General features: G+C 62.5%; 19 protein-coding genes. 8 read left to right on the top strand and 11 right to left on the bottom strand.

The features are described from left to right. Positions 1-11 precede the first annotated feature (11 nt). Positions 12-1,910, bottom strand: coding sequence for a calcium-binding protein (locus AB8717_RS21355; protein WP_443751059.1), 1,899 nt, complete (start codon positions 1,908-1,910; stop codon positions 12-14). Positions 1,911-2,366: 456 nt separating this feature from the next. Here AB8717_RS21355 and AB8717_RS21360 point away from each other — a divergent pair, with 456 nt between their 5' ends. After that, on the top strand, positions 2,367-3,194 hold the full coding sequence (locus AB8717_RS21360; protein ID WP_443751060.1) for a DeoR/GlpR family DNA-binding transcription regulator: 828 nt from the start codon (positions 2,367-2,369) through the stop codon (positions 3,192-3,194). A gap of 482 nt (positions 3,195-3,676) precedes the next feature. Here AB8717_RS21360 and rhaM read toward each other — a convergent pair whose 3' ends face one another. Together rhaM and AB8717_RS21370 are read right to left on the bottom strand one after the other, a co-directional pair. Next, the gene (rhaM, locus tag AB8717_RS21365; RefSeq protein ID WP_443751061.1) at positions 3,677-3,991 is read right to left on the bottom strand and encodes an L-rhamnose mutarotase; all 315 of its coding nucleotides are present in this window, start codon (positions 3,989-3,991) and stop codon (positions 3,677-3,679) included. Between the two features lie 10 nt (positions 3,992-4,001). Then, positions 4,002-5,252 carry a rhamnogalacturonan acetylesterase gene (locus AB8717_RS21370; RefSeq protein ID WP_443751062.1) on the bottom strand — a complete coding sequence of 417 codons (1,251 nt, stop codon included), beginning with the start codon at positions 5,250-5,252 and terminating at the stop codon, positions 4,002-4,004. Positions 5,253-5,423: 171 nt separating this feature from the next. On the opposite strand from AB8717_RS21370, the gene AB8717_RS21375 reads away from it, so the two are divergent. From AB8717_RS21375 to AB8717_RS21390, 4 genes are all read left to right on the top strand, one after another. Continuing rightward, on the top strand, positions 5,424-9,389 hold the full coding sequence (locus AB8717_RS21375) for a beta-galactosidase (protein WP_443751063.1): 3,966 nt from the start codon (positions 5,424-5,426) through the stop codon (positions 9,387-9,389). Between the two features lie 64 nt (positions 9,390-9,453). After that, positions 9,454-10,617, top strand: coding sequence for a beta-galactosidase BglB (gene bglB / locus AB8717_RS21380; protein WP_443751425.1), 1,164 nt, complete (start codon positions 9,454-9,456; stop codon positions 10,615-10,617). A 116-nt stretch (positions 10,618-10,733) separates the two neighbouring features. Further along, entirely contained in the window at positions 10,734-12,290 is a 1,557-nt protein-coding gene (locus tag AB8717_RS21385; RefSeq protein WP_443751064.1) for an MFS transporter, read from the top strand. A gap of 71 nt (positions 12,291-12,361) precedes the next feature. Then, entirely contained in the window at positions 12,362-12,475 is a 114-nt protein-coding gene (locus AB8717_RS21390; RefSeq protein ID WP_443751426.1) for a type II toxin-antitoxin system ParD family antitoxin, read from the top strand. Here the strand turns inward: AB8717_RS21390 and AB8717_RS21395 are convergent. The 4 genes from AB8717_RS21395 to AB8717_RS21410 form a co-directional block, all read right to left on the bottom strand. Beyond that, positions 12,472-13,890 (bottom strand): rhamnogalacturonidase, encoded by a 1,419-nt coding sequence (locus tag AB8717_RS21395; protein ID WP_443751065.1) that lies wholly within the window; start codon positions 13,888-13,890, stop codon positions 12,472-12,474. The two genes, AB8717_RS21390 and AB8717_RS21395, sit on opposite strands and share 4 nt — an antisense overlap. Beyond that, complete coding sequence (gene lldD / locus AB8717_RS21400; protein ID WP_443751066.1) at positions 13,890-15,020, bottom strand: FMN-dependent L-lactate dehydrogenase LldD; 1,131 nt, start codon at positions 15,018-15,020, stop codon at positions 13,890-13,892. The genes AB8717_RS21395 and lldD overlap by 1 nt, the downstream gene beginning before the upstream one ends. A 222-nt stretch (positions 15,021-15,242) precedes the next feature. Further along, positions 15,243-16,019, bottom strand: a complete 777-nt coding sequence (locus tag AB8717_RS21405; protein WP_443751067.1) for an SDR family NAD(P)-dependent oxidoreductase — start codon at positions 16,017-16,019, stop codon at positions 15,243-15,245. Positions 16,020-16,046: 27 nt separating this feature from the next. Continuing rightward, positions 16,047-16,865 (bottom strand): IclR family transcriptional regulator, encoded by an 819-nt coding sequence (locus AB8717_RS21410; protein WP_443751068.1) that lies wholly within the window; start codon positions 16,863-16,865, stop codon positions 16,047-16,049. A gap of 100 nt (positions 16,866-16,965) precedes the next feature. Here AB8717_RS21410 and rhmD point away from each other — a divergent pair, with 100 nt between their 5' ends. From rhmD to AB8717_RS21425, 3 genes are read left to right on the top strand one after another with little or no spacing between them, the layout of a single operon-like run. After that, positions 16,966-18,165, top strand: a complete 1,200-nt coding sequence (gene rhmD / locus AB8717_RS21415) for an L-rhamnonate dehydratase (RefSeq protein ID WP_443751069.1) — start codon at positions 16,966-16,968, stop codon at positions 18,163-18,165. Positions 18,166-18,177: 12 nt separating this feature from the next. After that, positions 18,178-19,050: a fumarylacetoacetate hydrolase family protein gene (locus tag AB8717_RS21420; RefSeq protein WP_443751070.1), complete on the top strand. Its 873-nt coding sequence runs from the start codon at positions 18,178-18,180 to the stop codon at positions 19,048-19,050. After that, a complete protein-coding gene (locus AB8717_RS21425; protein WP_443751071.1) occupies positions 19,047-19,796 on the top strand; it encodes an SDR family NAD(P)-dependent oxidoreductase in 750 nt (249 codons plus the stop codon). Before AB8717_RS21420 ends, AB8717_RS21425 begins: the two co-directional genes overlap by 4 nt. A gap of 85 nt (positions 19,797-19,881) precedes the next feature. Here AB8717_RS21425 and rhaT read toward each other — a convergent pair whose 3' ends face one another. From rhaT to AB8717_RS21445, 4 genes are all read right to left on the bottom strand, one after another. Beyond that, positions 19,882-20,946 carry an L-rhamnose/proton symporter RhaT gene (rhaT, locus tag AB8717_RS21430; RefSeq protein WP_443751072.1) on the bottom strand — a complete coding sequence of 355 codons (1,065 nt, stop codon included), beginning with the start codon at positions 20,944-20,946 and terminating at the stop codon, positions 19,882-19,884. 3 nt (positions 20,947-20,949) lie between these two features. Continuing rightward, on the bottom strand, positions 20,950-21,846 hold the full coding sequence (locus AB8717_RS21435) for an amidohydrolase family protein (RefSeq protein ID WP_443751073.1): 897 nt from the start codon (positions 21,844-21,846) through the stop codon (positions 20,950-20,952). Positions 21,847-21,921: 75 nt separating this feature from the next. Beyond that, positions 21,922-23,604: an alkaline phosphatase D family protein gene (locus AB8717_RS21440; RefSeq protein WP_443751074.1), complete on the bottom strand. Its 1,683-nt coding sequence runs from the start codon at positions 23,602-23,604 to the stop codon at positions 21,922-21,924. Between the two features lie 112 nt (positions 23,605-23,716). Then, a complete protein-coding gene (locus AB8717_RS21445) occupies positions 23,717-24,874 on the bottom strand; it encodes a glycerophosphodiester phosphodiesterase (protein WP_443751075.1) in 1,158 nt (385 codons plus the stop codon). Between the last annotated feature and the right edge of the window lie 178 nt (positions 24,875-25,052).

Genomic DNA, 25,052 nt, shown 5'->3' on the forward strand with positions numbered 1-25,052 from the left:
TGTAGTGTCGTTTAGATGAAGTGGAAGTCGCTGGCGGTTACCGTCGCACCGTTTGTGAAGGTCGCGATCGCGATCGCCGCATGGCTGCCATTGCCGTCGTCGTCCCAGTAGAGCGTATGGGTCGCGGTGTTCCAGATGAACTGGGCATGGCTGCCGACGGCCGAGCTGCCGACACTGAACTCGGCCGAGGTCAGGTTATGGCCCGCCGAAAAGCCGTAGTCGGAACCGGTGAAGACCAACTGGTCGGTGCCGTGGACGAAATCCTGGATCGTGTCCTTGCCGTTGCCCGACGCCGCCGAGAACATGAACGAATCCGCCCCGCTGCCGCCGTTCAGCGTATCGTTGCCCGCATTGCCAACGAGGGTGTCGTTGCCGCCCAGGCCGGAAAGGACATTGTTGCCGTCATTGCCGAACAGGTAGTTGACGCCATTATTGCCGGTGGCGTTGATGTTGGTGCTGCCCAGCAGGTCGAGTTCCTCGACATTGGTCGGCAAGGTATAGCTGACCGAGCTCCAGACATCGTCCCAGCCGCCTGAGTAGAGGGCGCTGGTTTCGGTGATGACGTCGCTGGCGTCGCTGATCCAGTAGACGTCGTCGCCGTCGCCGCCGATCAGCGTATCGTGGCCGCCGGCCGTGGCATCGAGCGTATCGTTGCCAGCCATGCCCGACAGGACGTTGTTCCCCGAATTGCCATAGAGGTAGTTGTCGTCGCTGTTGCCGGTGGCGTTGATATTGGCGGCGCCCAGCAGATCCAGCTCTTCGACGTGGGTCGGCAGCGTATAGCTGACCTCGGACCACACCGTATCCCAGTCGCCGTTGTTGGCTTCGACAATCACGTCATTGGTATCGTTGATCCAATAGACGTCGTTTCCGTCGCCCCCGATCAGTGTGTCCTTGCCGCCGGCCGTGGCGTCGATGGTGTCGTTGCCGGCCATGCCGGACAGCACGTTCTTGCCGGCATTGCCGTAGATGTAGTTGTCGTCGCTGTTGCCGGTCGCGTTGATATTGCCATTACCGAGCAGGTCGAGCTCTTCGAGATTGCCGGCCAGTGTATAGCTGACGGTGCTCCATACGGCGTCATAGCCGGCATGGTCGTTTTCGATGATGACGTCGTCCGCGTTGGAGATCCAGTAGCGGTCATCGCCGTCGCCGCCGGCCAGGGTGTGGATGCCGGTGGCCGTAGCGTCGATCGTATCGTTGCCGGCAAGGGCCGCCACAACGTTATTGCCCGCGTGAGCAACGAGATAGTTGTCCTGGGCATTGCCGAACAGGTTGTCGCTAAAACCTGCGAAATTGCCGGTGGTCAGGGTTGCCGCACTGACATCCTTGAGAACAAGGGTAGTCTGGAAGCCGAAGGCGCTGCCCGTGCCGTCGATATCGGTCTGCACCAGCACGTCATGGCCGCTTTGGACGTATCGAACATAGCCCTGGTCGAAGAGATTGCCGCCGGTATAGCCCTGGAACGTGTTCAGGACGTCCTGCGAGAAGTCGATGACGTCGCCACCCTTTCCGGCGGAGAAATCGGCCACCGTGATATGCGTGCCCGTAGACGCGCTCTCGGTCAGGAAGGTGTCGCTTCCCCAGCCGCCGCTTACCAGGGCGCTGCCACCGCTGGCACTATAGATGTCGAACCTGTCCGCGCCGTCGCCGCCGGAAATCGTCGCTGAGGCGTTTGCCGAAAGCACGGCAAAGATGCTGTCGTCGCCGTCGCCGCCATCAAGCAGCGCGGAACCGCTGGCCAGCGCCACGATCGTATCATTGCCGTCACCGCCAAACACAGTATCGATGCCACCCGTCGTGGCGACAATGTGGTCGTCGCCGTCAAGGCCGAGAATCCAGTCGCTCACCCTGGTGTCGACAATTGTGTCAGCATCATTGCTGCCCGTAATGATATTGATTGGCGTTACCATGCTTTTCCCCTGAATATTGAGCTTTGCACATTGTGTAAACAAAAGACCGGAGAAACGATAAACACCGCATGGAACGTTCATATGGGCAATAACAATGGTTAATTACCAGAGGAATTCCCGACGTTGCGTACCGTTACCGGAATATTAAGGCATATGTTACCAGTTGAACAATATTGCGCAATTTATAATTTCCATAAGGCGAGCCTTGGAATGTTCAATCGCCCATTTAGACGTATTTAATAGCAATTCACTCAACCGAAACTCTTAAGTATTAACCTTACCGGACAAATCAACTAAGGGAATCGCACATCCCGCTCTCGACAGCGCTTGTGTTCCACATTATAAGATTCGATCAATTGCGATCACTCCGGCAACGGAAATGCGCATAACGGAACGTTCGTAACATCAGTATCGACCGGCGCGCTGCGGGACAGGGGCCGGACAATGGGGATACACATGCATCTGCAGGACCGCTGGAAACGCATTATCGACGAACTGAGCAGCGACCGCGTGACCTCGGTGGACGAGTTGACCGAGCGCATGGGCGTGTCGCCGGCGACCATCCGCCGCGACCTGAACGAACTGCACGAACTGGGCCATCTGCTGCGCGTGCGCGGCGGGGCGATGCGCGCCGAGGGCAAGCTCTATACGGCGCGCGCCGGTGAGGACCGCCGCAGCGACGGCCTGCAAAGCCAGCCGGCCTTCTCCGACGCCGTCATCACCAATGCCGCCGCCAAGCGCGCCATCGCGCGTGAGGCGTTGAACTTCGTGACGCCCGGCCTGTCGATGATCATCGACGGCGGCACCACGACGTGGATGATGGCCTCGATGATGGCCGACGACGCCTATCACGTGCTGACGACGTCGGTGCCGATCCTGCAATGCCTGCTCGACCGCTCGCGTGTGAAAGTCACCCTGCCCGGCGGCGAGTTGTTCCGCGAACAGCGTATCATCCTCAACCCCTATGAGGACGGCATCCTGCAGCACTTCGCCGCGGCGCGCATGTTTATCGGCTGCCAGGCGCTGACGCGCAACGGGCTGATGCAGACGGATACGCTGCTGGTGCAATCCGAGCGCCGGCTGATGGAGCGCGCCAACCAAGTCATCGTGCTGGCGGATTCCAGCAAGTTCGACGCGCCGGCGTCGTTGTCCGTGTGTCCGCTGTCACAGATCGACGTTGTCATTACGGACGACAAGGTGAGCCCGGAAGCGCTGCAATGGTTGCGGGCGCACGATATCGAGGTGCGGGTTGTTCGCGCTGAGGAAAGCGCGGCGGCGGCTTAAGGTTAAGAAAGAGCCCCGCCCATCGCGCTCCGCGCGGCCCCCTCGCTTCGTAGGCAGGGCAATCGCATATGGCATCCGAGGTGGCGCGTTGCCTTTTCCTTCTCCCCTTGAATAGGGGTATAGCGCCAGCGAAAGTATAGCTTTCGCCAGCGTTGGGTGGCCCGAAGGGCCGGATGAGGGGTAAATCCGGCATCTTCCGCGAGCGCATGTGCTGGCACTGCCGCTCAGCTTGGCACTACGCGCTTTTTTCGCTGGCGCTCCGCTCCTCAAATGGAGAGAGGAAAGGCCCTGAGGCCAAGGTGTGGGGAAATCGTCATAGGATGCGCGCGCTGAAGGTGCAGTAGCCCCTCATCCGATCCTGCGGGCCACCTTCTCCCCTCAAGTGGGGAGAAGGGAAGTCCGTTCAATACCTTAGAGGCCATATGCAATTACCTTGGCTTCGCAGGGAGCGCCAAGGTGGAGTCGTATTCGACTTCAGAGCCTCACGCCATATAAAACACCGGCGTCAGGTCCTTTACGACCGGCGAATTGTCTGGGTTGGTGTCCATGATGTCGGCCATGTAGGCCCACCATTTCTTCATGATCGGCAGGCTGGGCAACGCGTCCATGCCGTGGTTGGCAGTGCGCTTGAGCACGCCGAACAAGACCAGCGAATTCGGATCGAGGAAGATCGAATAGTCCGAGACGCCGGCCTGATGCAGCAGGTCGGACAGCTCGGGCCAGATTTCGTCGTGGCGGCGCTTGTACTCGGCCTCGAAGCCGGGCTTGAGCTGCATGGTGAAGGCGATGGTTTCCATGGATCTTCTCTTATTTCACAGGTTTGACTTCGGCGCCCTGTACGGGCTTGGCGCGCATGATCGGCCAGTCGCCGGGTTCGATGGCGTAGTGGCGCGGGTCGTCGGGATGGTCGGGCGTGCAGGCCGGCGCATCCAGCGCGGTCTTTATAGCGAGTCCCGGCAGCACAGCCAGGTCGTGCGCCACAAAGCAGGCGATCGCATAGGCACCGTAAGCGTTATGGTGCGTCTTATCCTTGCCGTCATTGGCGAAAGCCAGGGCCGACGTGTCCGGTCCCAGCGCCTCGTAAAGGGCAGCGGTCTTGGCGGTCAGGTCGATCACCGGGACATTGAGCTTCGCGCCGACATCACGCACGGCGGCGTCGTAACCGGCGTGGGTATTTTCGATGCGGCCGTCCTTGAAGCTGCGGCGCGCCACCGGCGTTACCAGGACGGGCGACGCGCCGTGCTGGCGGACATCGGCGACCAAGGCCGACAGGAACGCCGGATAGGCGCCATCAGCGGCCGCATAGGTGCGCGGCCACTGCTTCTTTTCGTCATTGTGGCCGAACTGGATGAGAACGACGTCGCCGGGGCGTGTCTCGCTCATCAGCTTGTCCCAGCGCAGCGAGCCGAGGAACGACTTCATGGTCTCGCCACTGCGCGCATGGTTGGCGACCGAGAGGGCCGGATCGACGAAGCGCGGCAGCATCTGGCCCCAGCTGGCGTAGTCGCCGCCAGCCTGGTCGGTGACCGTGCTGTCGCCGGCGATCAGGATGCGGCGCGCGGTCACAGGCTTCACGGCGATCGTCTGGATGGCCGGCGCCGAGCCTGAGAAGCTCAGCGTCAGCTTGTCGTCCCAGGTGCGGCCTTGCCCGTCGTCGCCGCGCAAACCGACGTGCGGCGGCGTGTCGAAATCCTGGTCGGCCGTCGCCAGCACCGCGTCGCGGACATTGACGACAAAGGTGAGGGTGCGCGTTTCCCCGGCCTTGAGCGCGACAGGCGCGGCCATCAGCCGCCGGTCCTCGGCCCAGACGGCGGTACGCGAAGCCTGCGCCCCGCCCAGCGTCACGGTGACTTCGTAATCGCCCGGCGCGGCGTGAATCGAAAACGCCTGCTCGTTGCCGCCGGGCAGCGAGGTGAAGCCATAGCCGCGCGCCGCGTCATAGGCCGAGCGGTCGGCCACGATCGCGCCCGGAACGGCTTTCGCCGCACCGAACGTGAAAGTCGCGGGGAGAGTCGCCGCGGAAACGCCGCCGGCCGTCAGAATCGCCAACGATGTCATCAGCGCCAAGCCTCCCGATCGCAGGATTTGGCGACGGCAATGATTGAATTTGATCAAAACAAGCGAGTCCTTGCTTATTTTTAGGAGAAATGTGATTGAATTTGATATTTTTCATTGATCTCCTGCACTGTCAATGTCAAATTCCCGCATCCTACAAAGGACAGCGAGGACATGGCGGGTAAGGCAGCGACAAAAGCAGCACTGCTGATCACGGCGGCAATTTTGCTGCCGGGACTGGCGTGCGCGCAAGCTCAGACCGGCGACAGCTTCATGGACACCATGGGGCTGACCAGCCAGAAGGCCGCGCAGTCAGCCAATGCGCCCGTCGTGCCCGTCGCCGCACAGAAGGGCGATACGACCTTTGTGATGTCGGCCTTCAACGCCACGTCGCAGGACAAGCTCAGCCTGTTTTCGTCCTATGACGGCGTCACCTTTACTTCGCTGGCGTCGGAAACCTATCAGCCGCCGAAAGGCCTGCTGCGCGATCCGTCGATCCTGCACGCGGCGGACGGCTATTACTATATTGCGTACACGACCGGCTGGACCGGTCAGACCTTCGGCGTGGCGCGCAGCCGCGACCTGAAGAGCTGGGAACATTTAAGCGACGTCACGATCGACCTGCCGGGGCTGACCAATGTCTGGGCGCCGGAATGGTTCCGCGATACGGACGGCTCGGTGTCGATCGTCGTGTCGCTGTCGACCGGCGGCACCAAGGGGCCGTTCGCCGCCTATGCGCTGAAGGCGACCGACGCCACCCTGACGCACTTCGGGCCGGCACAGGTGATGAAGGGCCTCGACAACAATCATATCGATACGTTTCCGATCAAGGACAACGGCCGCTATGTCGTCGTCACCAAGAACGAGACGACCAAGACGCTGGAACTGGCGACCGCGCCCAGTCTGACGGGGCCGTGGACGATCGAAAAGACCGGCGATTGGGCCGGCTGGGGCGACTGGATCGAAGGCCCGGCCCTGGTGCCGCTGAAAGACGGCGGCTGGCGCATCTATTTCGACGACTACCTGACCAAGCACTACTGGTATTCCGACAGCACGGACGGGCTCAAGACCTGGACGCCGCGCAAGCAATTGGGCGGCGTGTCGGGCTCGGTACGTCATTTCACAGTGATCAAGGAAGCCACTTCGGTCGTGGACGCCGCCACCGCGCCCAAGGCCAAGCCGGCGAAGATCACCTGGGACAAGCGCTCGCTGATGATCGACGGCCAGCGAGAGATGATCTGGTCGGGCGAATTCCACATGTTCCGCCTGCCCTCGCCGTCGCTGTGGCGCGATATCCTGCAGAAGATGAAGGCGACCGGCTATAATGCCGTCACCCTCTATCTCGACTGGGGCTATCAGTCGGCGGCGCCCGGCAGCTACGACTTCTCGGGCGTGCGCAATATCGAGCGCGTCATCGAGATGGCCGAGGACGAAGGGCTGTACATCATCATCCGCCCCGGCCCCTATGTGAATGCCGAACTGACCATGGGCGGTTTCCCGGGCTGGCTGGCGCGGCAAAAGCCTTTGGCGCGCAGCGACAATCCGGAATATCTGGCGGCGGTCGACGAATGGCAGACCCAGATCGACGCCATCATTGCGCGCCACCAGATCACGACCGGCGGCGGTAAGGTCATCGCCTACCAGATCGAGAACGAGCTGGGCGACACGTCCGACTCGCGCAAACGCTATATGCAGCACCTGGCCGACAAGGTGCGCGCCGACGGCATTACGGTGCCGCTGTTCCACAATTCGGCCGGGCGCCTGCCCAACTGGACGCCGCCGACATCGACCGCGCCGTTCGCGGTCGCCGGGCCGACCGATCTTTACAGCTTCGACGGCTATCCCGGCGGCGGCTGCAACGGCACGACCGAGATCGGCAAGCCGAACATGGTGCCCAACTGGGGCATGTACGGCGACCCAACGCCCGACGCCAAGGGCGTGGTCAAGGTCGGGGCGCTGGCGTCGCCCAATACGCCGGGCTTCGCAGCGGAAATCGGCGGCGGCTGGTTCGATTTCTGGGGCAGCCCCGGCACCTATGACTGCACGGCCAAGCGCGTCGGTTCGGAATATGTCCGCACGGCGTTTGGATCATCGCTGATCAACGGCCTTTCGATCCACAGCGTCTATATGGCGTTCGGCGGCACGTCGTGGGGCTGGCTGCCGGCCAGCGTCGTCTATACGTCGTACGACTATGGCGCGGGTATCGACGAAGCGCGCCGTTTGCGGTCCAAGCAATATACTTTCAAGCAGCAGGGCCAGTTCGTCCAGGCGGCCCGGTGGCTGTTGTCCGACCTCGACAAGGGCGCGCCGATCGAAAGCTCGTCGCCCAATGTGAAGCTTTATCACGATGTCGGCGCCAAGGGCGAAGGCGACCTGATCTTCGCCATCCACAATCCGTCGAACACCACGACCAGGGACGTCTTTACCTTCCCGCTGACGACGAAGGACGGGACCTATACGGTGTCGACGCAGCTGAATGGCCAGGACGGCAAGCTGTTCCTGGCGAACTATAGCCTCGGCAACCAGCATCTCGTCTATTCGACGTCGGAATTGCAGACCAGCCTGATCCTGGGCGGCAAGGAGAACCACTCGGACCTGGCGCTGCTGTACGGCCGTGCCGGTGAGACCGGCGAGACCGTGCTGCGCTATAAAAGCGCGCCCAAGGTCGAGGTTCTGGAAGGCAAGGCGACGTCGGTTTTCGACACAAAGTCCGGCGATCTCAAGCTCAGCTATACGCACCAGGGTCTGATCCGTGTGCGCATCAGCGGCGGCGGCAAGCCCGCCCTGCTCCTGCTGATTGGCGACGACGCGACGGCACAGCAGTTCTGGCGGCAGGAGACAGGCGTCGGGACCTTCCTGGAACGTAGCCCCGCGCTGATCCGCAATGCGGAATTCAAGGACGGCAAGGTCCTGGCCCTGACGGGGGATACGTCCGTGCCCTCGACGATGGAAATCTGGGGCAATCTCTATTCGACCCCCGTCGTGACCTTCAACGGCGCGCAACTGAGCCTGACGAAACAGGCCGACGGCAGCCAGATCAGCGGCACGATCGCCGGTCCCGACGCCATCACCCTGCCCGATCTGAGGACCCAGGCGTGGCAGCGCCGTGTCGACTCGCCCGAAGCCAATCCGGCCTTCGACGACAATGCCTGGCGCAAAGCCGACCTGACAAGCTCGGCCGCCATCCCGGCGACACAACCGCCCGCCGGCCAGCCGGTGCTGAGCATGAGCGACTATGGCTTCCACCACGGCGACGTCTGGTATCGCGGCCGCTTTACGGTCAATGCTGGCGAGGTCCGCGACCATATCGACCTGAACTATGGCGGCGGTGGCGCCGGCATGCTGCAGCTATGGATCGACGGCAAGTTCGTCGGCCAGGACGAGGTGCCCGCCGGCAAGGCGCGGCCGCAGACGACCAATATCGCCAAGTTCGCGCTGCCGGTCCTGAACTCCGGCGAACACGAAATCTCGGTCATGGTGCGCAACCATTCGCACAACTGGGACCTGTCGGCGGCCGACGAACACAAGGAAGCGCGTGGCCTGATCAGCGTCTCGCTGGCGCAGTCGGGCGGAACAGCCTTCGCCACGCCGATCGCGTGGAAGATCCAGGGCAACAAGGGCGGCGAGGAAATCGCCGACCTGGTGCGCGGCCCGATGAACAATGGCGGTCTCTATGGCGAGCGCCTCGGCTGGTACCTGCCGAAGGGCGGCGACGCCGACAAGGCCGACCCGACCGGTTCGACCTGGCAACCCGCCAAGCCCGACGACGCCCCGCCCGCGCCCGGCACCTACTGGCTGCGCACGGAGGTTCCGCTCGACCTGCCGAAAGGCCACGACGTCCAGGTCGGCCTGGTGATCGGCGATGCCGACAAGCCGCAGTCGAGCCACGTCACGCGCGCGCTCATCTTCGTCAACGGCTGGCACGTCGGCCACTTCGCCGCCAATGTCGGCCCGCAACGCACCTTCGTCATTCCGCCGGGCATCCTCAACCCCAACGGAAAGAACACGATCACCCTTGCCGTCACCAGCGACGGCAAGCCGGCAAACGCCCTCGAACCCGTGAAGCTCGTCGTGCTGAACGCCATACGCGGCGGCGTGCCCGTCGACCCCGTCCCTTCGCCCGCCAATCTGCAACGCTGATTTCCTGCCCCTCCCCAGCTTCTCCAAAAGTGCTATTATGAACGTACCCGTTTCCAAGAAGTCGATGAACAACCAGGTGCTGAAGCCGCCGCATCCCGACCGCATCCATCCGCTGCTGGCGCACCAGACGGCCGCGCTCGGCGCCGACCGCGACGACTATATCGATGCCTGCGACCGTTTGATCGACAACCTGATCAATATCCGCGACGAGACCGGCGAATTCCTGCTGCGCCTCGAAGACGGCCGCGTCATCGACACCAAGAGCTGGCACGGTTTCGAGTGGACGCAAGGCGTGGGCCTGTACGGCATGTACAAGGTCTGGGAGATGACCGGCGACCAGAAGTCGTGGGACGTCATGATCAACTGGTTCGAGGACCGGTTCCGCGAAGGCATGCCGTCGCGCAATATCAATACCGTCGCGCCCTTCATCACCCTGGCCTATCTGTATGAGCGCACGGGCGACCGCCGGTACCTGCCCTATCTCGATGTCTGGGGCGAGTGGGTCTATAACGAGCTGCCGCGCACCGAAGAGGGCGGCTTCCAGCACATCGTCTATAACAGCGTCAACAACCAGCAACTGTGGGACGACACGCTGATGATGTCGGTCCTGCCGTTGGCCAAGATCGGCCTGCTGCTCGACCGCCCGCACTATGTCGAGGAAGCCAAGCGCCAGTTCATGGTGCACATCAAATACCTGTCGGACCGCAAGACGGGCCTGTGGTTCCACGGCTGGACCTTCGACGGCCGCCACAACTTCGCCAATGCCCTGTGGGCGCGCGGCAATTCGTGGGTCACCATCGTCATCCCGGAATTCATCGAGCTGCTGAACCTGCCGAAGGACGACGCCCTGCGCCTGTTCCTGATCGACACGCTGGAAGCTCAGGTCGCGGCGCTGGCCAAAGTCCAGGCGCCGTCTGGCCTGTGGCGCACCATTCTCGACGACGAGACGTCGTATGAGGAAGCCGCCGCGTCGGCCGGCTTCGCCTACGGCATCCTCAAGGCCGTGCGCAAGGGATACATTTCCAAAAAATACGAAGAGATCGGCATCCGCGGCGCCAAGGCGGTTCGCGCGCATATTTCCAAGGAAGGCGAATTGACCCAGGTGTCGTTCGGCACGCCGGTGTTCAACTCGATCCAGGAGTACAAGGACATCCCGCTGACCAGCATGCCGTTCGGCCAGGCCATGGCGTTGTTGGCGATGGGCGAGTTCCTGTACCGGTTTATCTAAAATACCCTGGAGGGTCTTTACGGGCCAGATACCCCTCCACCACTTCGTGGTCCCCCTCCCCATCTTTGATGGGGAGAAGAAAAAAGTAGGGAGTGCCTTTAGTGGCGGATCAGAAAATGCGTAAGCCCGGCTTCTTCAACTATCTGGGCTGGGGATCGGGCGACCTTGTCGGCGCCGGCATCACGGCGGTGACGTCGGGATGGCTGATCTATTTCTACACGACATTCTGCGGCCTGAGCGCCGCGAGCGCCGGCAGCCTGTTCGCCATCTCGCGCTTCTTCGACGCCTTCACCTGCCCGCTGATCGGTTATATTTCCGACAATCTGCGCCATACCTGGGTGGGACGGAAGATCGGGCGGCGCAAGATCTTCCTGCTGATCGCCATTCCGCTGCTGCCCAGTTTCGCCCTGATGTGGGTGTCGGGCCAGACCTTCCTCTACTACCTCTGTACCTACCTGTTCTTCGAACTGACCTACAATTTCGTGCTCATTCCGTGGGAGACCTTCCCGGCGGAAATGACCAAGGATTACAAGGAAAAGGCCAAGTTCGCCGGCGCGCGCATGCTGTGCGCCCAGGCGTCGGCCATCCTGGCCTCGGGCCTGCCGGCGGTCATCATCAATACCTTTGGCGGCAAGAATTCACCCAACACCTTCCTGATCAACGGCGCCATCTTCGGCGCCCTGGCCAGCCTGGTCATCATCATCTCGGTGATCTGCACCTGGGAGCGCCCCTATTCGGACGAAGAAAAGCTGATCAAGCCCGAGCCCCTCAACCTCGGCCGGGCCCTGCTGATCCCGATCAAGATCTTCGGCGACCTGTTCTCTACCTTACGCATCCGCGCCTTCCGCCAGCACCTGTGCATCTATCTCGGCGGCTATATCTCGCAGGACATCTTCAACGGCGCCTTTGCCCTGTTCGTCGCCACGGTCATGCTGGGCTCGCCGCTGATCATCGCCCAGACCATGACGACCATGTACGGCTTCCAACTGCTGTCGGTGGCGATCGCCATCCTGGTCATCCTCAGGGCAGGTCCCGTGCGCGCCTACAGCATCGCCATCACGGCGTTCATTACCGGCTGCCTGCTGCTCTACGGCTTCTACATCGTGCGGCCCGCCGGTTATGGCGACGCGATTGCCGGTATCGAACACAATATCTTCACCGGCGCGCTCGGCGGCACGGTGCCACCTGCCCTGCTCTTCTGGCTGTTCGTGCCGGTGATGTTAGCAGGCCTTGGCCGCGGCACGCTGAACCTCGTGCCGTGGAGCGTCTACAACTACCTGCCCGACGTCGACGAAGCCGTCACCGGCCAGCGCCGCGAAGGCATCTTCGCCGGCGTGATGACCTTGGTGCGCAAGCTCAGCCAGGCCGTCGCCATTGCCGGCACCACCTGGGTGATCAGCGCCGGCGGTTTCGTGTCAGGCGCCAAGACACAGTCGCCGCAGGCCTTGCAGACCCTGGCGCTGATCCTGGTCATCGGGCCGATCGTGGTGATGCTGTTGGGTTTCCTGGTCGCGCTCAGCTTCAAGCTCAACGGCAAGACCCACGCCGTGCTGATGAACGAGATCGATCGTCTGAGGGGCGGCGCGACCGAGCCCGCCACGCCGGAAAGCGGCGCAATCGTCGAGAACCTGACGGGCTGGAAGTATTCGCAGCTATGGGGACGTGGGCGTTAGTCGCCATTCGGACTTAAGCGTGATAGGTTTCCCATATGGAAGCCTCCGCACCCGATTCAGAAAACCTCCGGATGATCGCCCTTCGTCAGGCGCTTATCGACGGTGAGAATTCCGGACCGTCGAAACCTTTCGATCCGGAGGCGTTTCTGGCTGAAATGCACCGACGTTTCGAAGCAGACTCCTAGTCGAGGTGTTCGGTGTCCTCGAACAGGGTCTGTGGCCGGGAGTCGGGCGCGGCCAGGGTCATTTCGACATTGCTTAGGCTCAACCCTTTGACATGGCGGGTCCACAGGCCCCAGGCCGGAGTGCGGCCGAACATGCTGGGTTCGGGATAGGCATCGTCGAGATCGGCGATGTGGCGCTGGGCATCGGCCTCGGTGCCGCCGCCATTATAGCTGAGGCGGATATTTTCCAGCGTGACGTCCTCGATCGGATGGCCATCCAGCCCCATGATCAGCGCGCAATAGTCGCCAAGAATGCCTTCGGCCGAGACGTCGCGGATATGCACGCGACGCAGGCTCCCGGGCAAGGCCCCTTCCGGCGCGCGCAACCGGGCGCCCAGACGCAGGAAGATCGGCGCCGTGGTGACCTCGTTCATGGTCAGGTTGCTGATCGTCACGTCCTCGATAATCCCACCGTCGACCGTTTCGATCGCCAGGCCGCGCGAGCGTTCGAAGGTGCAGTTCTCGATGCGGATACGGCGGAAATCGCCGCTCGATTCGGTGCCGAGCTTGATACGGCCCGTCACCCGGTCGCGGTCGGGCGAAAATTCCTGAGTGCGGCCGCGCGTGCCGTCGTAAAGCGTGCCGAGATCGAAGCCCGAGACATGGCAATCGCTGATCAGCACGTCCTCGGTCGGCCGCTTCTGCCCCAGCGAATAACCGGCCTTGATCACGATGGCGTCGTCGTTCGGCGTATTGACGCGGCAACCCCGCACCGTGACGCGCCGACAGTTGTCGATATCGAGCCCGTCGCGGTTTGTGTCGACGAACAGGTTCTCGATCACCAGATCATCAACGCCCGTCGCCAGCAGGGCAAAGTGCCCGCCGTTCAGGATGGTGAAATCGCGAAGCACGACATTGCGCGCCTCGCGAAAGGCCAGCGTCTTGTTGCCAAGGCCGGCCATCTCCGACACCTCGGGCGACAGGATGGCCATCTCTTCGGCCGACATGCCCTGCATGCTGAGCGGAAACTCTCCGGCCTGCTTCTTCCAGCGCGAGCCTGGGCCTTCACGCGTCAGTCCGCGTCCGTCGATCAGGCCCGGGCCTGTAATCGACACGTCCTCGACGCCGACACCGTAGATCAGGCTGTTACACCAATGGCTGTGACCGAAATCCTGGAACAGGTCCCAGGGATTGGGCTCGGCAGGATCGTATTGCCCGCCGTGGCGCGCTGGATCGGCGGCTTCGAGCACGCAGCCTTCGGTCAGATAGAGATGGACGCCGCTCTTCAGCGGGATCGAGAAACTGAGGTAATGACCGATCGGAAAGACGACGCTGTCGCCATGGTCGGCTGCCGCGATCGCCGCGCGGATCGCCGCCGTATCGACGGTGACGCCATCGCCTTTGGCGCCGAAGTCGCGGATATCGCGGCTGGCCATCAGGCCAGGATGTCCGAGGTGACCTCGCGGATCGACTTGACGCCGGTCAGCACCATCGACGTCCGCATGTCTTTTTCCAGCAGGGCGAGCAGGTTACGCACACCGCGTTCGCCTTCCGCCGCCAGGGCATAGACGAAGGCGCGACCGATCAAGACACCGTCGGCGCCCAGCGCCAGCATACGCATGACATCAAGGCCGGTACGGATGCCACCATCGGCGAAGATCGTCATCTTGTCCTTCACCGCCTCGGCAATCTTCGGCAACGCCCTGGCCGACGACAGGGCGCCGTCGAGCTGGCGGCCGCCGTGGTTGGACACAACAATGCCGTCGGCGCCGAAGGCCTGTGCGTCGCGGGCATCCTGCGGATCGAGAATGCCCTTGATGATCATCGGGCCCTGCCATTCGTCGCGGATCCATTGCAGGTCCTGCCATGAAATGCCCGGATCGAAATTGGCGCCCAGCCAGCCGATATAGTCCTTCAACCCCGTCGTGCTGCCGCGGTAGGCTGAGATATTGCCGAGATCGTGCGGCGTGCCGTGAAGCCCCACATCCCATGCCCAGGCCGGATGCATGACGGATTGCCAGATGCGGCGCAGTTCGGCGTTCGGTCCGCTCATGCCGGAATGCGGGTCGCGGTAGCGTGAGCCCGGCACCGGCATGTCGACGGTGAAAACCAGTGTCGCCGCGCCCAGGGCCTTGGCGCGTTGCAGCACATCGCGCATGAAGCCGCGGTCCTTCAGCACATAGAGCTGGAACCAGATCGGCTTGTCGCTTTGGGTGGCCACTTCCTTCAGCGAACAGACGCTGACGGTCGACTGGATGAAGGGGATGTTGCGTCCGGCGGCGGCCTTGGCCGCCTGGACCTCGCCGCGGCGGGCGTACATGCCCGTCAGGCCAACCGGCGCCAGGCAGATCGGCAGATCGTGTTCGACACCGAAGAACGACGTCTTGAGGTCGAGCGTCTCCGAGCCCTTGAGCACGCGCTGCTTCAGCGCGACGGTCTGCAGGTCGCCGACATTGGCGCCCAGCGTCGTTTCGGCCCCCGAGCCGCCGTCGAGATAATGGAACAGAAACGGCGGCAGCTTGCGGCGCGCCGCTTCGCGATAGTCGGTGGGGGCGGAAATAATCATGGGTTCGGCACGGCTTTAAACTGAAGCTTTGACGCGTGATGACGCAGCATATTGCCCCTTCCGCCTCCCCTTCGCCATGGCTTCGGGGAGCCACCTTCCCCCCTTCGCAGGGAAGGAAGGGAGCTTTATTTTACTAATGCCTTCCCCGTTTACGGGGAAGGTGGCGCGAGCGGAGCGAGTGACGGAAGGGGGAAGGCCGCAGGCTCCGAAAGTACTGAGGAATTACTGGAGATTGACGAACAAACCGCCGTCGGTCAGCACCGAGGCGCCGGTGACATAGCTCGCCAGGTCCGAGGCCAGGAAGACGACGACCTTGGCGATATCGTCGGGGCGGCCGAGGCGACCGAGCGGAATGCGCTTTTCCATATATTCGCGCTTCGCCGGATCGGCCAGGTCTTCTTTATTGATGTCGGTGGCGACCGTGCCCGGCATGACCGAGTTGGCGCGGATACCGTGACGGCCCAGCGGAATGGCGATCGACTGCATCAGCGAATGCACGCCGGCCTTGGTGGGGGTGTAGTGGGTCTGCATCTCGCCGCCGACCAGGGCCGAAATCGACGACACGGCGACGATCGAGCCGCCCCGACCTTGACTATCACGGCCTTGTTTCACCATCTGGTTGGCCGCCGCCTGGCACATATAGTAGGCGCCGGTCAGGTTGACGTTCATTGTGCGCAACAAAACGTCCTGCGGCATGTCGAGGAAGCTGTGAAACGGACAGATGCCGGCGTTCGACACGAAGGTGTCGACCCCGCCCAGGCGCTCGACGGCGGTCTGGACAAAGGCCGGCGCCGACGCCGGATCGGCAACATCGCCGTTGAACAGGACAGCCTTGCGACCTAGCGCCTCGACCTCGGCGACGACCGATGCGGCCGCCTCGTCGTCATTATAGACGTTGAGCGCCACGTCGGCGCCGTGGCGGGCGCATTCGATGGCGGTGGCGCGGCCGATCCCGCGCGACGCGCCGGTGATCAAGACCCGTTGTCCCTGCAACAGCATTATGTTCTTCCTTTTTCGTCTTTTGTCTTATGTTTTTATAGTGTTGGCCCAGCCGAATTCCGAGGAGATGGCGCCGGCCGTTTGGACGACGTAGTCGACCATCTGCTTCATGCGGGCATCGTCCATATACTGGGCGGCGCTCGATACGCTGATCGAGCCGATGATATTGGAGCCGGCGTCGCGGATGGGCGCGGCGACGCAGCGGATGCGGTCTTCGTTTTCTTCCAGGTCGAAGGCGTAGCCGGCGCTCTGGTACTGGTGCATGCGCTCCAGCCACAGGGTCTCGTCGACGCGATAGCCGGGAAAGGCCACGGTCTCGTCTTCGTAGATCTGGCGCAGCGACTTCTCGCTGTCGTCGAGCAGCAGCGCCTTGCCGATACCTGTCGAACGCAGCGGCTGGCGTTCGCCGATGCGCGAGCTGATCTCGATGCGGCGCGAGCCCTGGACCTTGTCGAGATAGAGCGCGCGATCGGCGTCGCGGATGCCGAGGTGGACGGTGTCGCCGGTCTGCTGCGACAGTTGCACCAGGTAGTCGTGCGCCACGCGCGGCAGGTTCATCTGGCGCGACGCCAGGTGTCCGAGCTCAAGCAGCTTCGGCCCAAGACTATAGCCGACGCGCGGCGTAAAGTTCAAAAAGCGCAGCTCGACAAGGTTGGTCGCCAGCCTGTGCGTGGTCGAGCGCGTCAGGCCCAGAGCCTCCGACAGGTCGGGCAGTTTGCGCGGGCCGTGGGCGACGGCGGTCAGGACTTCCAGGCCGCGCACAAGGGTTTGCGCGCCCGCCATGCGGACCGTCCCCTCGTCTGCGTTGCCTTCGCCTGCATTTTCCATTGACGTCGAATTTTTCATTCTCTAGAACCCATATCTAAATTGTGGGACGAACGCAAGCGTCGATCCCGCTCCCTTTCATCACCAGGAAGCGGACTTTTGAGTCCCATTTTGTGAGACTATGGCGAAATATCCAAAAATCAAACAGGTGCGTGCGTCGGTCATCAAAGGCGGCGAAGGCGGCGGCGGCGCCGACTATCACGACCAGGGCGAAGGCCACTGGATCGACAACCACATCGCCACCTCGATGGGGCGCTATCCCGAATACCGCCAGAGCCGGAAATCCTTCGGAATCAACGTTCTGGGCACCCTGGTCGTCGAAATCGAGGCCGAAGACGGCACGGTCGGTTTCGCCGTGACGACCGGCGGCGAACCGGCCGCCTATCTTGTGGAAAAGCACTTCGCGCGCTTCCTGGAAGGCCGCGATCCGTTCGAGTACGAGACCATCTGGGACCAGATGTACTTCGCCTCGCAATATTATGGCCGCAAGGGCCTGGTGGTGAACACCATCTCGGGCATCGACCTGGCGCTGTGGGACCTGATGGGCCGCCTGCGCGGTGAGCCGGTCTATCATATGCTGGGCGGCAATGTGCGCGACGAGCTGCAATTCTACGCCACCGGCGCCCGCCCCGACCTGGCCAAGGAAATGGGCTTTATCGGCGGCAAGATGCCGCTGCTGCACGGCCCGGTCGAAGGCGACGAAGGCCTGAAGAAGAATGTCGAGATGGTCGCCGACATGCGCGCAAAGTGCGGCGACGACTTCTGGCTGATGTACGACTGCTGGATGGCGCTCGACGTCAACTACGCCACCAAGCTGGCGCACAAATGCCATGAGCACGGCCTGAAGTGGATCGAAGAAGCCATCTCGCCCGACGACTACTGGGGCTATCAGCAGCTCAAGAAGAACGTTCCCGCCGGCATGCTGGTCACGACCGGTGAGCACGAAGCTACGCGCTGGGGCTTCCGCATGCTGATGGAGATGGACTGCTGCGACATCATCCAGCCCGATGTCGGCTGGTGCGGCGGCGTCACCGAACTACTGAAGATCTCGGCCATGGCCGACGCCCGCGGCATCATGGTCGTGCCGCACGGCTCTTCGGTCTATTCGTATCACTTCGTCATCACGCGCCATAACTCGCCGTTTGCCGAGTTCCTGATGATGGCGCCCAAGGCCGACCACGTCGCGCCGATGTTCCACCCGCAGTTGCTGGGTGAACCGGTGCCGGAAAACGGCCGCCTGAACGTCAACAAACTGGACAAGCCCGGCTTCGGCGTGGAATTGAACCCCGCCGTCAAACTGCTGCGGCCTTACAGCCACTAAGGAATCATCCCCATGAAACTCTGCCGCTTTGGTCCCAAGGGCCAGGAAAAGCCCGGTGTCGTCGACGCAGACGGCAAGATCCGCGACCTGTCGGGCATCGTCTCCGACCTGACGCCCGACACAGTGCGCCTGTCGCAGCTGAAGAAGCTGACCGCGCTCGACATCGCCAGCTTGCCGGTCGTCGAAGGCCAGCCGCGCTACGGCGTGCCGGTGAACGGCATCGGCAAGATCATCGCCGTTGGCCTGAACTACGCCGACCACGCCGCCGAATCGAACCTGCCGGTTCCGCCTGAGCCGATCTTCTTCACCAAGGCCGTCACCTCGCTGACCGGCCCGAACGACACTGTCATGAAGCCGCGCGACGCCACCAAAATGGATTGGGAAGTCGAGCTGGGCCTGATCATCGGCAAGACCTGCCGCTATGTCGAAGAATCCGAAGCGCTCAGCCACGTCGCCGGATACGTCCTGGTCAACGACGTGTCGGAACGCGCCTTCCAGAAGGAACGCGGCACGCAGTGGGTCAAGGGCAAGGGCTGCGACACCTTCGCGCCGACCGGCCCGTGGCTGGTCACGCCCGACGAAGTCGGCGACGTGCATAACCTCGACATGTTCCTGGATGTGAACGGCCAGCGCATGCAGACCGGCAATACGAAGACGCTGATCTTCAACGTCGCCGAATGCATCGCCTACATCTCGCGCTTCATCACGCTGCAGCCGGGCGACCTGGTCATCACCGGCACGCCTCCCGGCGTCGGCGAAGGCAAGAAGCCCAACCCCATCTATTTGAACGCCGGCGACACCATGCACTTGGGCGTCAGCAAGCTCGGTGAACAGCGCCAGACCGTGGTGGCGTTCACCCTCGAAGGCCAGGAGATTATCGAGTGACCACCTACCCAGGACGTTTTGACGGCCGCGCGGCCATTGTAACCGGCGGGGCTTCAGGCCTCGGCAAGGCTGCGGCAGCCCGCATCGTCGCCGAAGGCGGCAAGGTCGTGCTGTGGGACCTCAATGCCGAAGCCTTGGAAACGGCGAAGGCCGAGACGGGAGCCTCGGGGGTCGTCGCGCTCGACGTGTCGAACCTCGACGCTGTCAAAGCCGCCGCTGCGCAGTCGAAGGACATCCTGGGCAGGATCGATATCCTGATCAATTCGGCCGGCATCACCGGCGCCACCGTGCCGGTGTGGGAATTCCCCGTCGATTCGTGGCTGAAGGTCATGGAGATCAACCTCAACGGCACCTTCTATACGTGCCGTGAGGTCATCCCCTTCATGCTGGAAAACGGCTATGGCCGCATCGTCAATGTCGCCAGCGTCGCCGGCAAGGAAGGCAATCCCAATGCCTCGGCCTATTCGGCGTCGAAGGCCGGCGTGATCGGCTTCACCAAGAGCCTCGGCAAGGAGCTGGCGACCAAGGGCGTCATCGTCAATGCGCTGACGCCGGCGACGTTCGAGTCGCCGATCCTGGCGCAGCTGCCGCCGTCTCAGGTCGAATATATGAAGGGCAAAATCCCCATGGGCCGCCTCGGCATCGTCGACGAATCGGCCGCCATGGTGACCTTCATGGCGTCGGAAGAGTGCTCGTTCACCACGGCTTCGACCTTCGACACCTCGGGCGGCCGGACTACGTTCTAAGAATAAACCTGTAAAATAATGCCACAGGAAAAACCCCGACGGAGCGATCCGCCGGGGTTTTGTCTTTGCTTTATTGCGACCGGCCCTAACCACCCAGCCAGTTGCCGTAGCCGATCACCACGGTCGACAGGATCAGCAGGGTCAGGCCGCCCATGACCAGAGCCAGGGTCTTTGTCTTCGCGCCCTTCCATTCCTTCAGGGCAAAGCCCCACAGCGACGAGAACACGATGATCGACGCCATGTGCAGGGTCCACGACGAGAAGCCGTACTTGCCCATCTGGCTTTCGCCCATCTGGTAGAAGAAGAATTGCAGGTACCAGGTGACGCCCGCTACAACGCACAGCAGGAAGTTCAGGCCCGCCGACGGCTTCTTTTCGCCTGCCGGCACCGGCGCCGCCATCTGGGCCAGGCTCTTGTTCTTGATGATCAGGTAGCCGCACCACAGGATATTAGTCGTGGCACCGCCGAGCAGCACGACACACAGGGTGGCAAGGCCGCCGAACAAAGGATCGACGCCAGACTTCACCACCGTCGCCGTGATCGGGTCACCGGCGGCAAGGCCATAGGCGAAGCAGCTTGACATGATGCCGCAGAAGATGGCGACGGCGATCCCCTTCTTGAGATCGAATTCCTTCAGCGTCTCACGGCGCTTGTCTTCGGGCAGGTCGTTGTTCTTGCTGTGGCCGGCAAACCCGATAACGCAGATGCCGGCAAGACAGATCAACAGCCCCAGCATGACGATCTGGCCGTGTTGCGTCGGCAGGACCTCGGTAAAAAAGGTGCCCTTGAAGATCGGCGGTACAATGGTGCCGAAGAAGGCGCACAGCGAAAGCGCAATCGCCGTCCCAAGGCCAAGGCCGAGATAACGCATGGTCAGGCCGTAGGTCAGGCCGCCCAGGCCCCACAACAGGCCAAAGATGACGCACCATTTCAACGTCTCGGGCGAGGCGCCGTGCAGGATGTCTAACAGGTGCGGCACCTTGACGAAGGCGAAGACCCAGGGCGCGACGATCCAGCTGAAGACGCCGCCGATCAGCCAGTAGATCTCCCACGGCCAGCGTTTGACGCCGCGATAGGGCACGTAAAAGCTGCCCGAGGCGAAGCCGCCGAGCCAGTGAAAGACAACGCCTAAGGGCGGATTGGGGGTCATGGTTCAGATCCTGTAGATGCGTTCGGCGTTGCCCGCGAACATGGCTTCGCGCTCATCGGGACTGAAGGCGCGCGTTATCTCGTCATAGGCCTGCATGGCATGGCCGTAGGTGTTGAACAGCTTGTCCGTCGGTAAGTCGCTGGCGAACAAGCTGCGATCGGCGCCGAAACGGTCGATCGTTTCCAAGACAAACGGCCGCATCATTTCCGCCGTCCACGGACGCACAATAAAGCCGAGCCCCGAAATCTTGACCGCTACATTGGGCAGGCTCGACAGCAGCCGCATACCGTCTTTCCAGCGCGCGATCCCCTCCCAGTCCTGGTCGACCGGCATGCCCATATGGTTGATGATGACCGGAACGGTCTCGTGCCGGCGCGCCAGGGCATAGGCCTGCGTCATCTGGTTGGGATAGATCTGCAGGTCGAAGGACAGGTTGTATTTGCCCAGCAGCGCATAGCCGCGCGCAAACGCGTCGTCGTCGAGCAGGTTCTTCGGCGTATAGGTGCGCTTTGGGTTGGGGTGCCAGTTGATGATGTGGCGGATGCCTCGCACGGCGGGACTTTCCACATGGGCCGCCAGCAGCTTTTCCACATCCGGATCGTTCAGCGCCGCAAAGGCCACGATGGCGTTCGGCAGGCCTTGCGTGTCACAGAGGTCCTGCAGCCAGCGCGTCTCGGCCAGCGCGTCGCCGGGATGCGCGCCGGCGTCGATATGCACAGCCTTTTCCACAGGATAGTCCGCAGCATCGGCGCGGTAATCCACAGGCAGGTAGGTTGATGCGATCGGCTCGACACTGCCGTTCGGGCCATCGTCGGAAAAGGGCGGGGTCAGCCACGGGTACCGCAAGTGGCCCAGGTCCCACAAATGGATATGGGCGTCGACAAAGCGCGCAATCGTCATGGTGTGGCCCCTGTCAGAATGCCTTGAAACATTCCTATTTATTGGACCATTACCATATTATGTGGGAAAGCGGAGTCAACCCGAAACGGTCAGGGCCGATACGCCAGCCTCCACCGGATAGGCTATGAAGCGCTTTTGCGAGACGCAGGCAAAGGTCTTCGAGGTAATGGTGTCGACCGACATCCATTCTCCCGACATCTCGTCCTTCGTCAGGGTCAGGCGGACATAGCCGTTGTAGCTGTCGTCGGCCGCAATGACTTCCGGGTTCTGCTCCGCCAAGGTCCTGGCCAGGTGCAGGTCGGGCAGCCAGGCATCGAGAAATTTCGTCGGGCTGGTCACCGAGGTCACACCCAGCTCGACGGCGACGCGCTGGCCCTTGGCGTCGTGCAGTTCGTTGGCCCAGGCCGTATGGCTGTCGCCGGACGTCACGACAACGCGCGCGCCCGACGCCTTGATCAGCTCGTAAAAACGCTCGCGCTCGGCCGGATAGCCGTCCCAGGCGTCGAGATTGAACGGCATGGCATTGCCACCCGAAAACAGCCCGATCATGGCCTGGACCTTGGCGCGCGCATCGGCCGGCAGGACCGACAGCACCTCATCCACGCGCTGTTCACCGAGAACACGGACGATATCGGGGCCGGGATTCTTCGCCATCAGCACCTGGTTGCCCAGCACCTGCCAGCGCACGCCGTCCCTTACCGAAGTCGTCAGGGTTTCGCCCAGCCACTGCGTTTGCCGCGGCCCCAGAAGCTGGCGGCCAGGATCGTTCAGCGCGTGCGCAAAGCCAGCATAGTCGGGCTTGCCGTCGATGATCTTCAGGTCGGTCCCGTAGTCGAGTTGCTTCGAGCGCGCCAGCAGCCGCGTCTCGAGCATGATCAGCTCGGCGATCTGGCCAAAGCGGAACGAACGGTAGATGGTCTCGGACAGCTGCTTTGGCGCGGGATCGCGGATCGGCATCCATTCGCGATACGCCTTCAGCGCCGCCGCCTTGCGGTCCCACCACCGGCCCTCGCCTTTTTCCGGATTGTGGTTTTCGGCGCCGCCGACCCAGGGATTGTTGCAGATTTCGTGGTCGTCGAAGACGCATATCCATGGGGCGCGGGCGTGCGCCGCCTGCAGGTCGTCGTCGCGCTTGTACTGCGCATGGCGGGTGCGGTAGTCGGTGAGGCTGACGATCTCGTACGGCGGCTCAGGCGTGCGCCCAAGCGTGCGGCCATTGCCCATGCCATAGTCTTCCGGGCCTGCGCCGTATTCATAGATATAGTCGCCGAGATGCACGACGGCATCGACCCGGTCCAGGCCCGCGATATGGCGATAGGCGTTGAAATAGCCGTTGGAATGCAGCGAGCACGACACCACCGCCAGCACCACATCGTCGGTCGTTTCCGGCAGGGTATGGGTCCGCCCGACCGGCGAAGTCACATCCTTGGCGATAAAACGATAGCTGTAGGCCGTGCCGGGCATAAGACTCGCCGCATCGGCCTTGACGGTGTAGTCGCGGCCGGCATCCGCCGTAACGCGGCCCTGCGCTACGATGTCTGAGAAGGTGTCATCGCGGGCAACCTGCCACACGACATCCACAGGCTTATCCACACCGCTGATGCGCGTCCACAGGATCACCCGGTCGGTCAGCGGATCGCCCGAAGCTACCCCGTGCTCGAAACGCACGCCCTTCGCAGGCACCTCGGCCGATCCCGTAAAGGCCGGAATGGCGGGCAATACGCTGAGGGACAAAAGGGTGCGGCGGTTCAGCGGCATGACGCGCTCCGTCGAAGGGGTACCGCTGCGCGCGTGTAAAGCGATTTGATGACAGGGATTTTGCGGTTGCGTGACGGTTTTATCCACAGGCCGTGGACACTGGGCGCCTGCCCTAGCCGGCGCGCTCCTTCAGGAAGGCCTCCCGTGCCGCGACACCCGTATCGGCGAAGTCGGTGAAGACGCCGTCGACGCCCATGCGGAAGAAATCGAGGAATTCAGCGATCGGATCGCCGTTGTAATACGGGTCGAGATAGGGCGCGTCGTTGCGCATGGTCCAGATGTGAACCTTCAAACCGCGCGCGTGGGCGTTGTCGACGATCTCCTTGCGCACGACCGGAATGGGCTTGCCGTCGCTGCCCTTTTTGAAGGCCAGCAGATGGCGCTTCCACGGCGCTATGATCGTGGCGTATTTGGCAACCTCATCGAGGCCTGCCGGCGTCAGCAGGTCGCCATAGGTGCCGGCCTTGCCGGCCAGCGTCCAGTCATAGGGCTTGTCCGATGGCGGCTTGAACTGCATGGCGCCGGTGTCGGGATCGGTGCCCGAACCGTCGACCAGTTGCATCAGCCGGATATCGGTCTTGGTCTTGAGATATTGCAGATTGCCCTGTTCGAACGACTGGATGAACACGGGCGAAGACGCGCCCGTATAGCCGGCCTTGCCGAGCACATCGAGCAGGTGATCCTCGATCGGCAGGCCCAGCGAGCGGTGGAAGCTCGGAAACTTGATTTCGGGATAGATGCCGACCGCGCGGCCGGCCTTTTTTGCGCCGGCCTGGACGATGTCGATCATCTCTTCCAGGGTCAGGATCGGGTACTGGCCGTCGCGGCTATGGTCGCGGCCCGGCATGACCTGCTTGCAGCGCAGGGTCTTGAGTTCAGCCAGCGTAAAGTCGGCGACAAAAAAATCGGTGATTTCAAAGCCGCCGGCGAACTTCACGGTGCGCTTGCGCGCGGCGAATTCCGGGTGAGCCAAGATATCGGTCGAATCGGTCAGCACCGGATCGTGGCGCGTCACCAGATGCCCGTCCTTCGTCGCCACCACATCGGGCTCGACGAAGTCGGCGCCTCGGCGAATCGCCTCTTCGTATGAGCCCTGTGTATGCTCGGGCATATAGCCAGGCGCGCCGCGGTGACCGATGATCAGCGGCGATTTGAACGGCTCGGATACGGGCGCGGCGTGGCTCATGCGGGCGGCAGCCAGAGAAACGGCAAGCGAAGCCGCACCGGTAAAGAAACCGCGACGGCCGATCGAGGGGAGTTGCGTCATCATGCCTGCGGCATAGCGCGAATTCAAGACAGTTTGCCGACAGTCGCACGACAGGAATATGTCACGCAAACCCCGTTTCCGTAAGGGAATTGTTGCCGACCGGCCACGTCATAAAACTGTTCTGCAATTGCAGCCGTTTCGTCACGCGGCGCGCCTATCCGGACGGCTTCACCCTTATCCT

Origin of the sequence: Asticcacaulis solisilvae (genome assembly GCF_052327315.1) — a bacterium.
In the GTDB taxonomy this organism is placed as follows: domain Bacteria; phylum Pseudomonadota; class Alphaproteobacteria; order Caulobacterales; family Caulobacteraceae; genus Asticcacaulis; species Asticcacaulis solisilvae_B.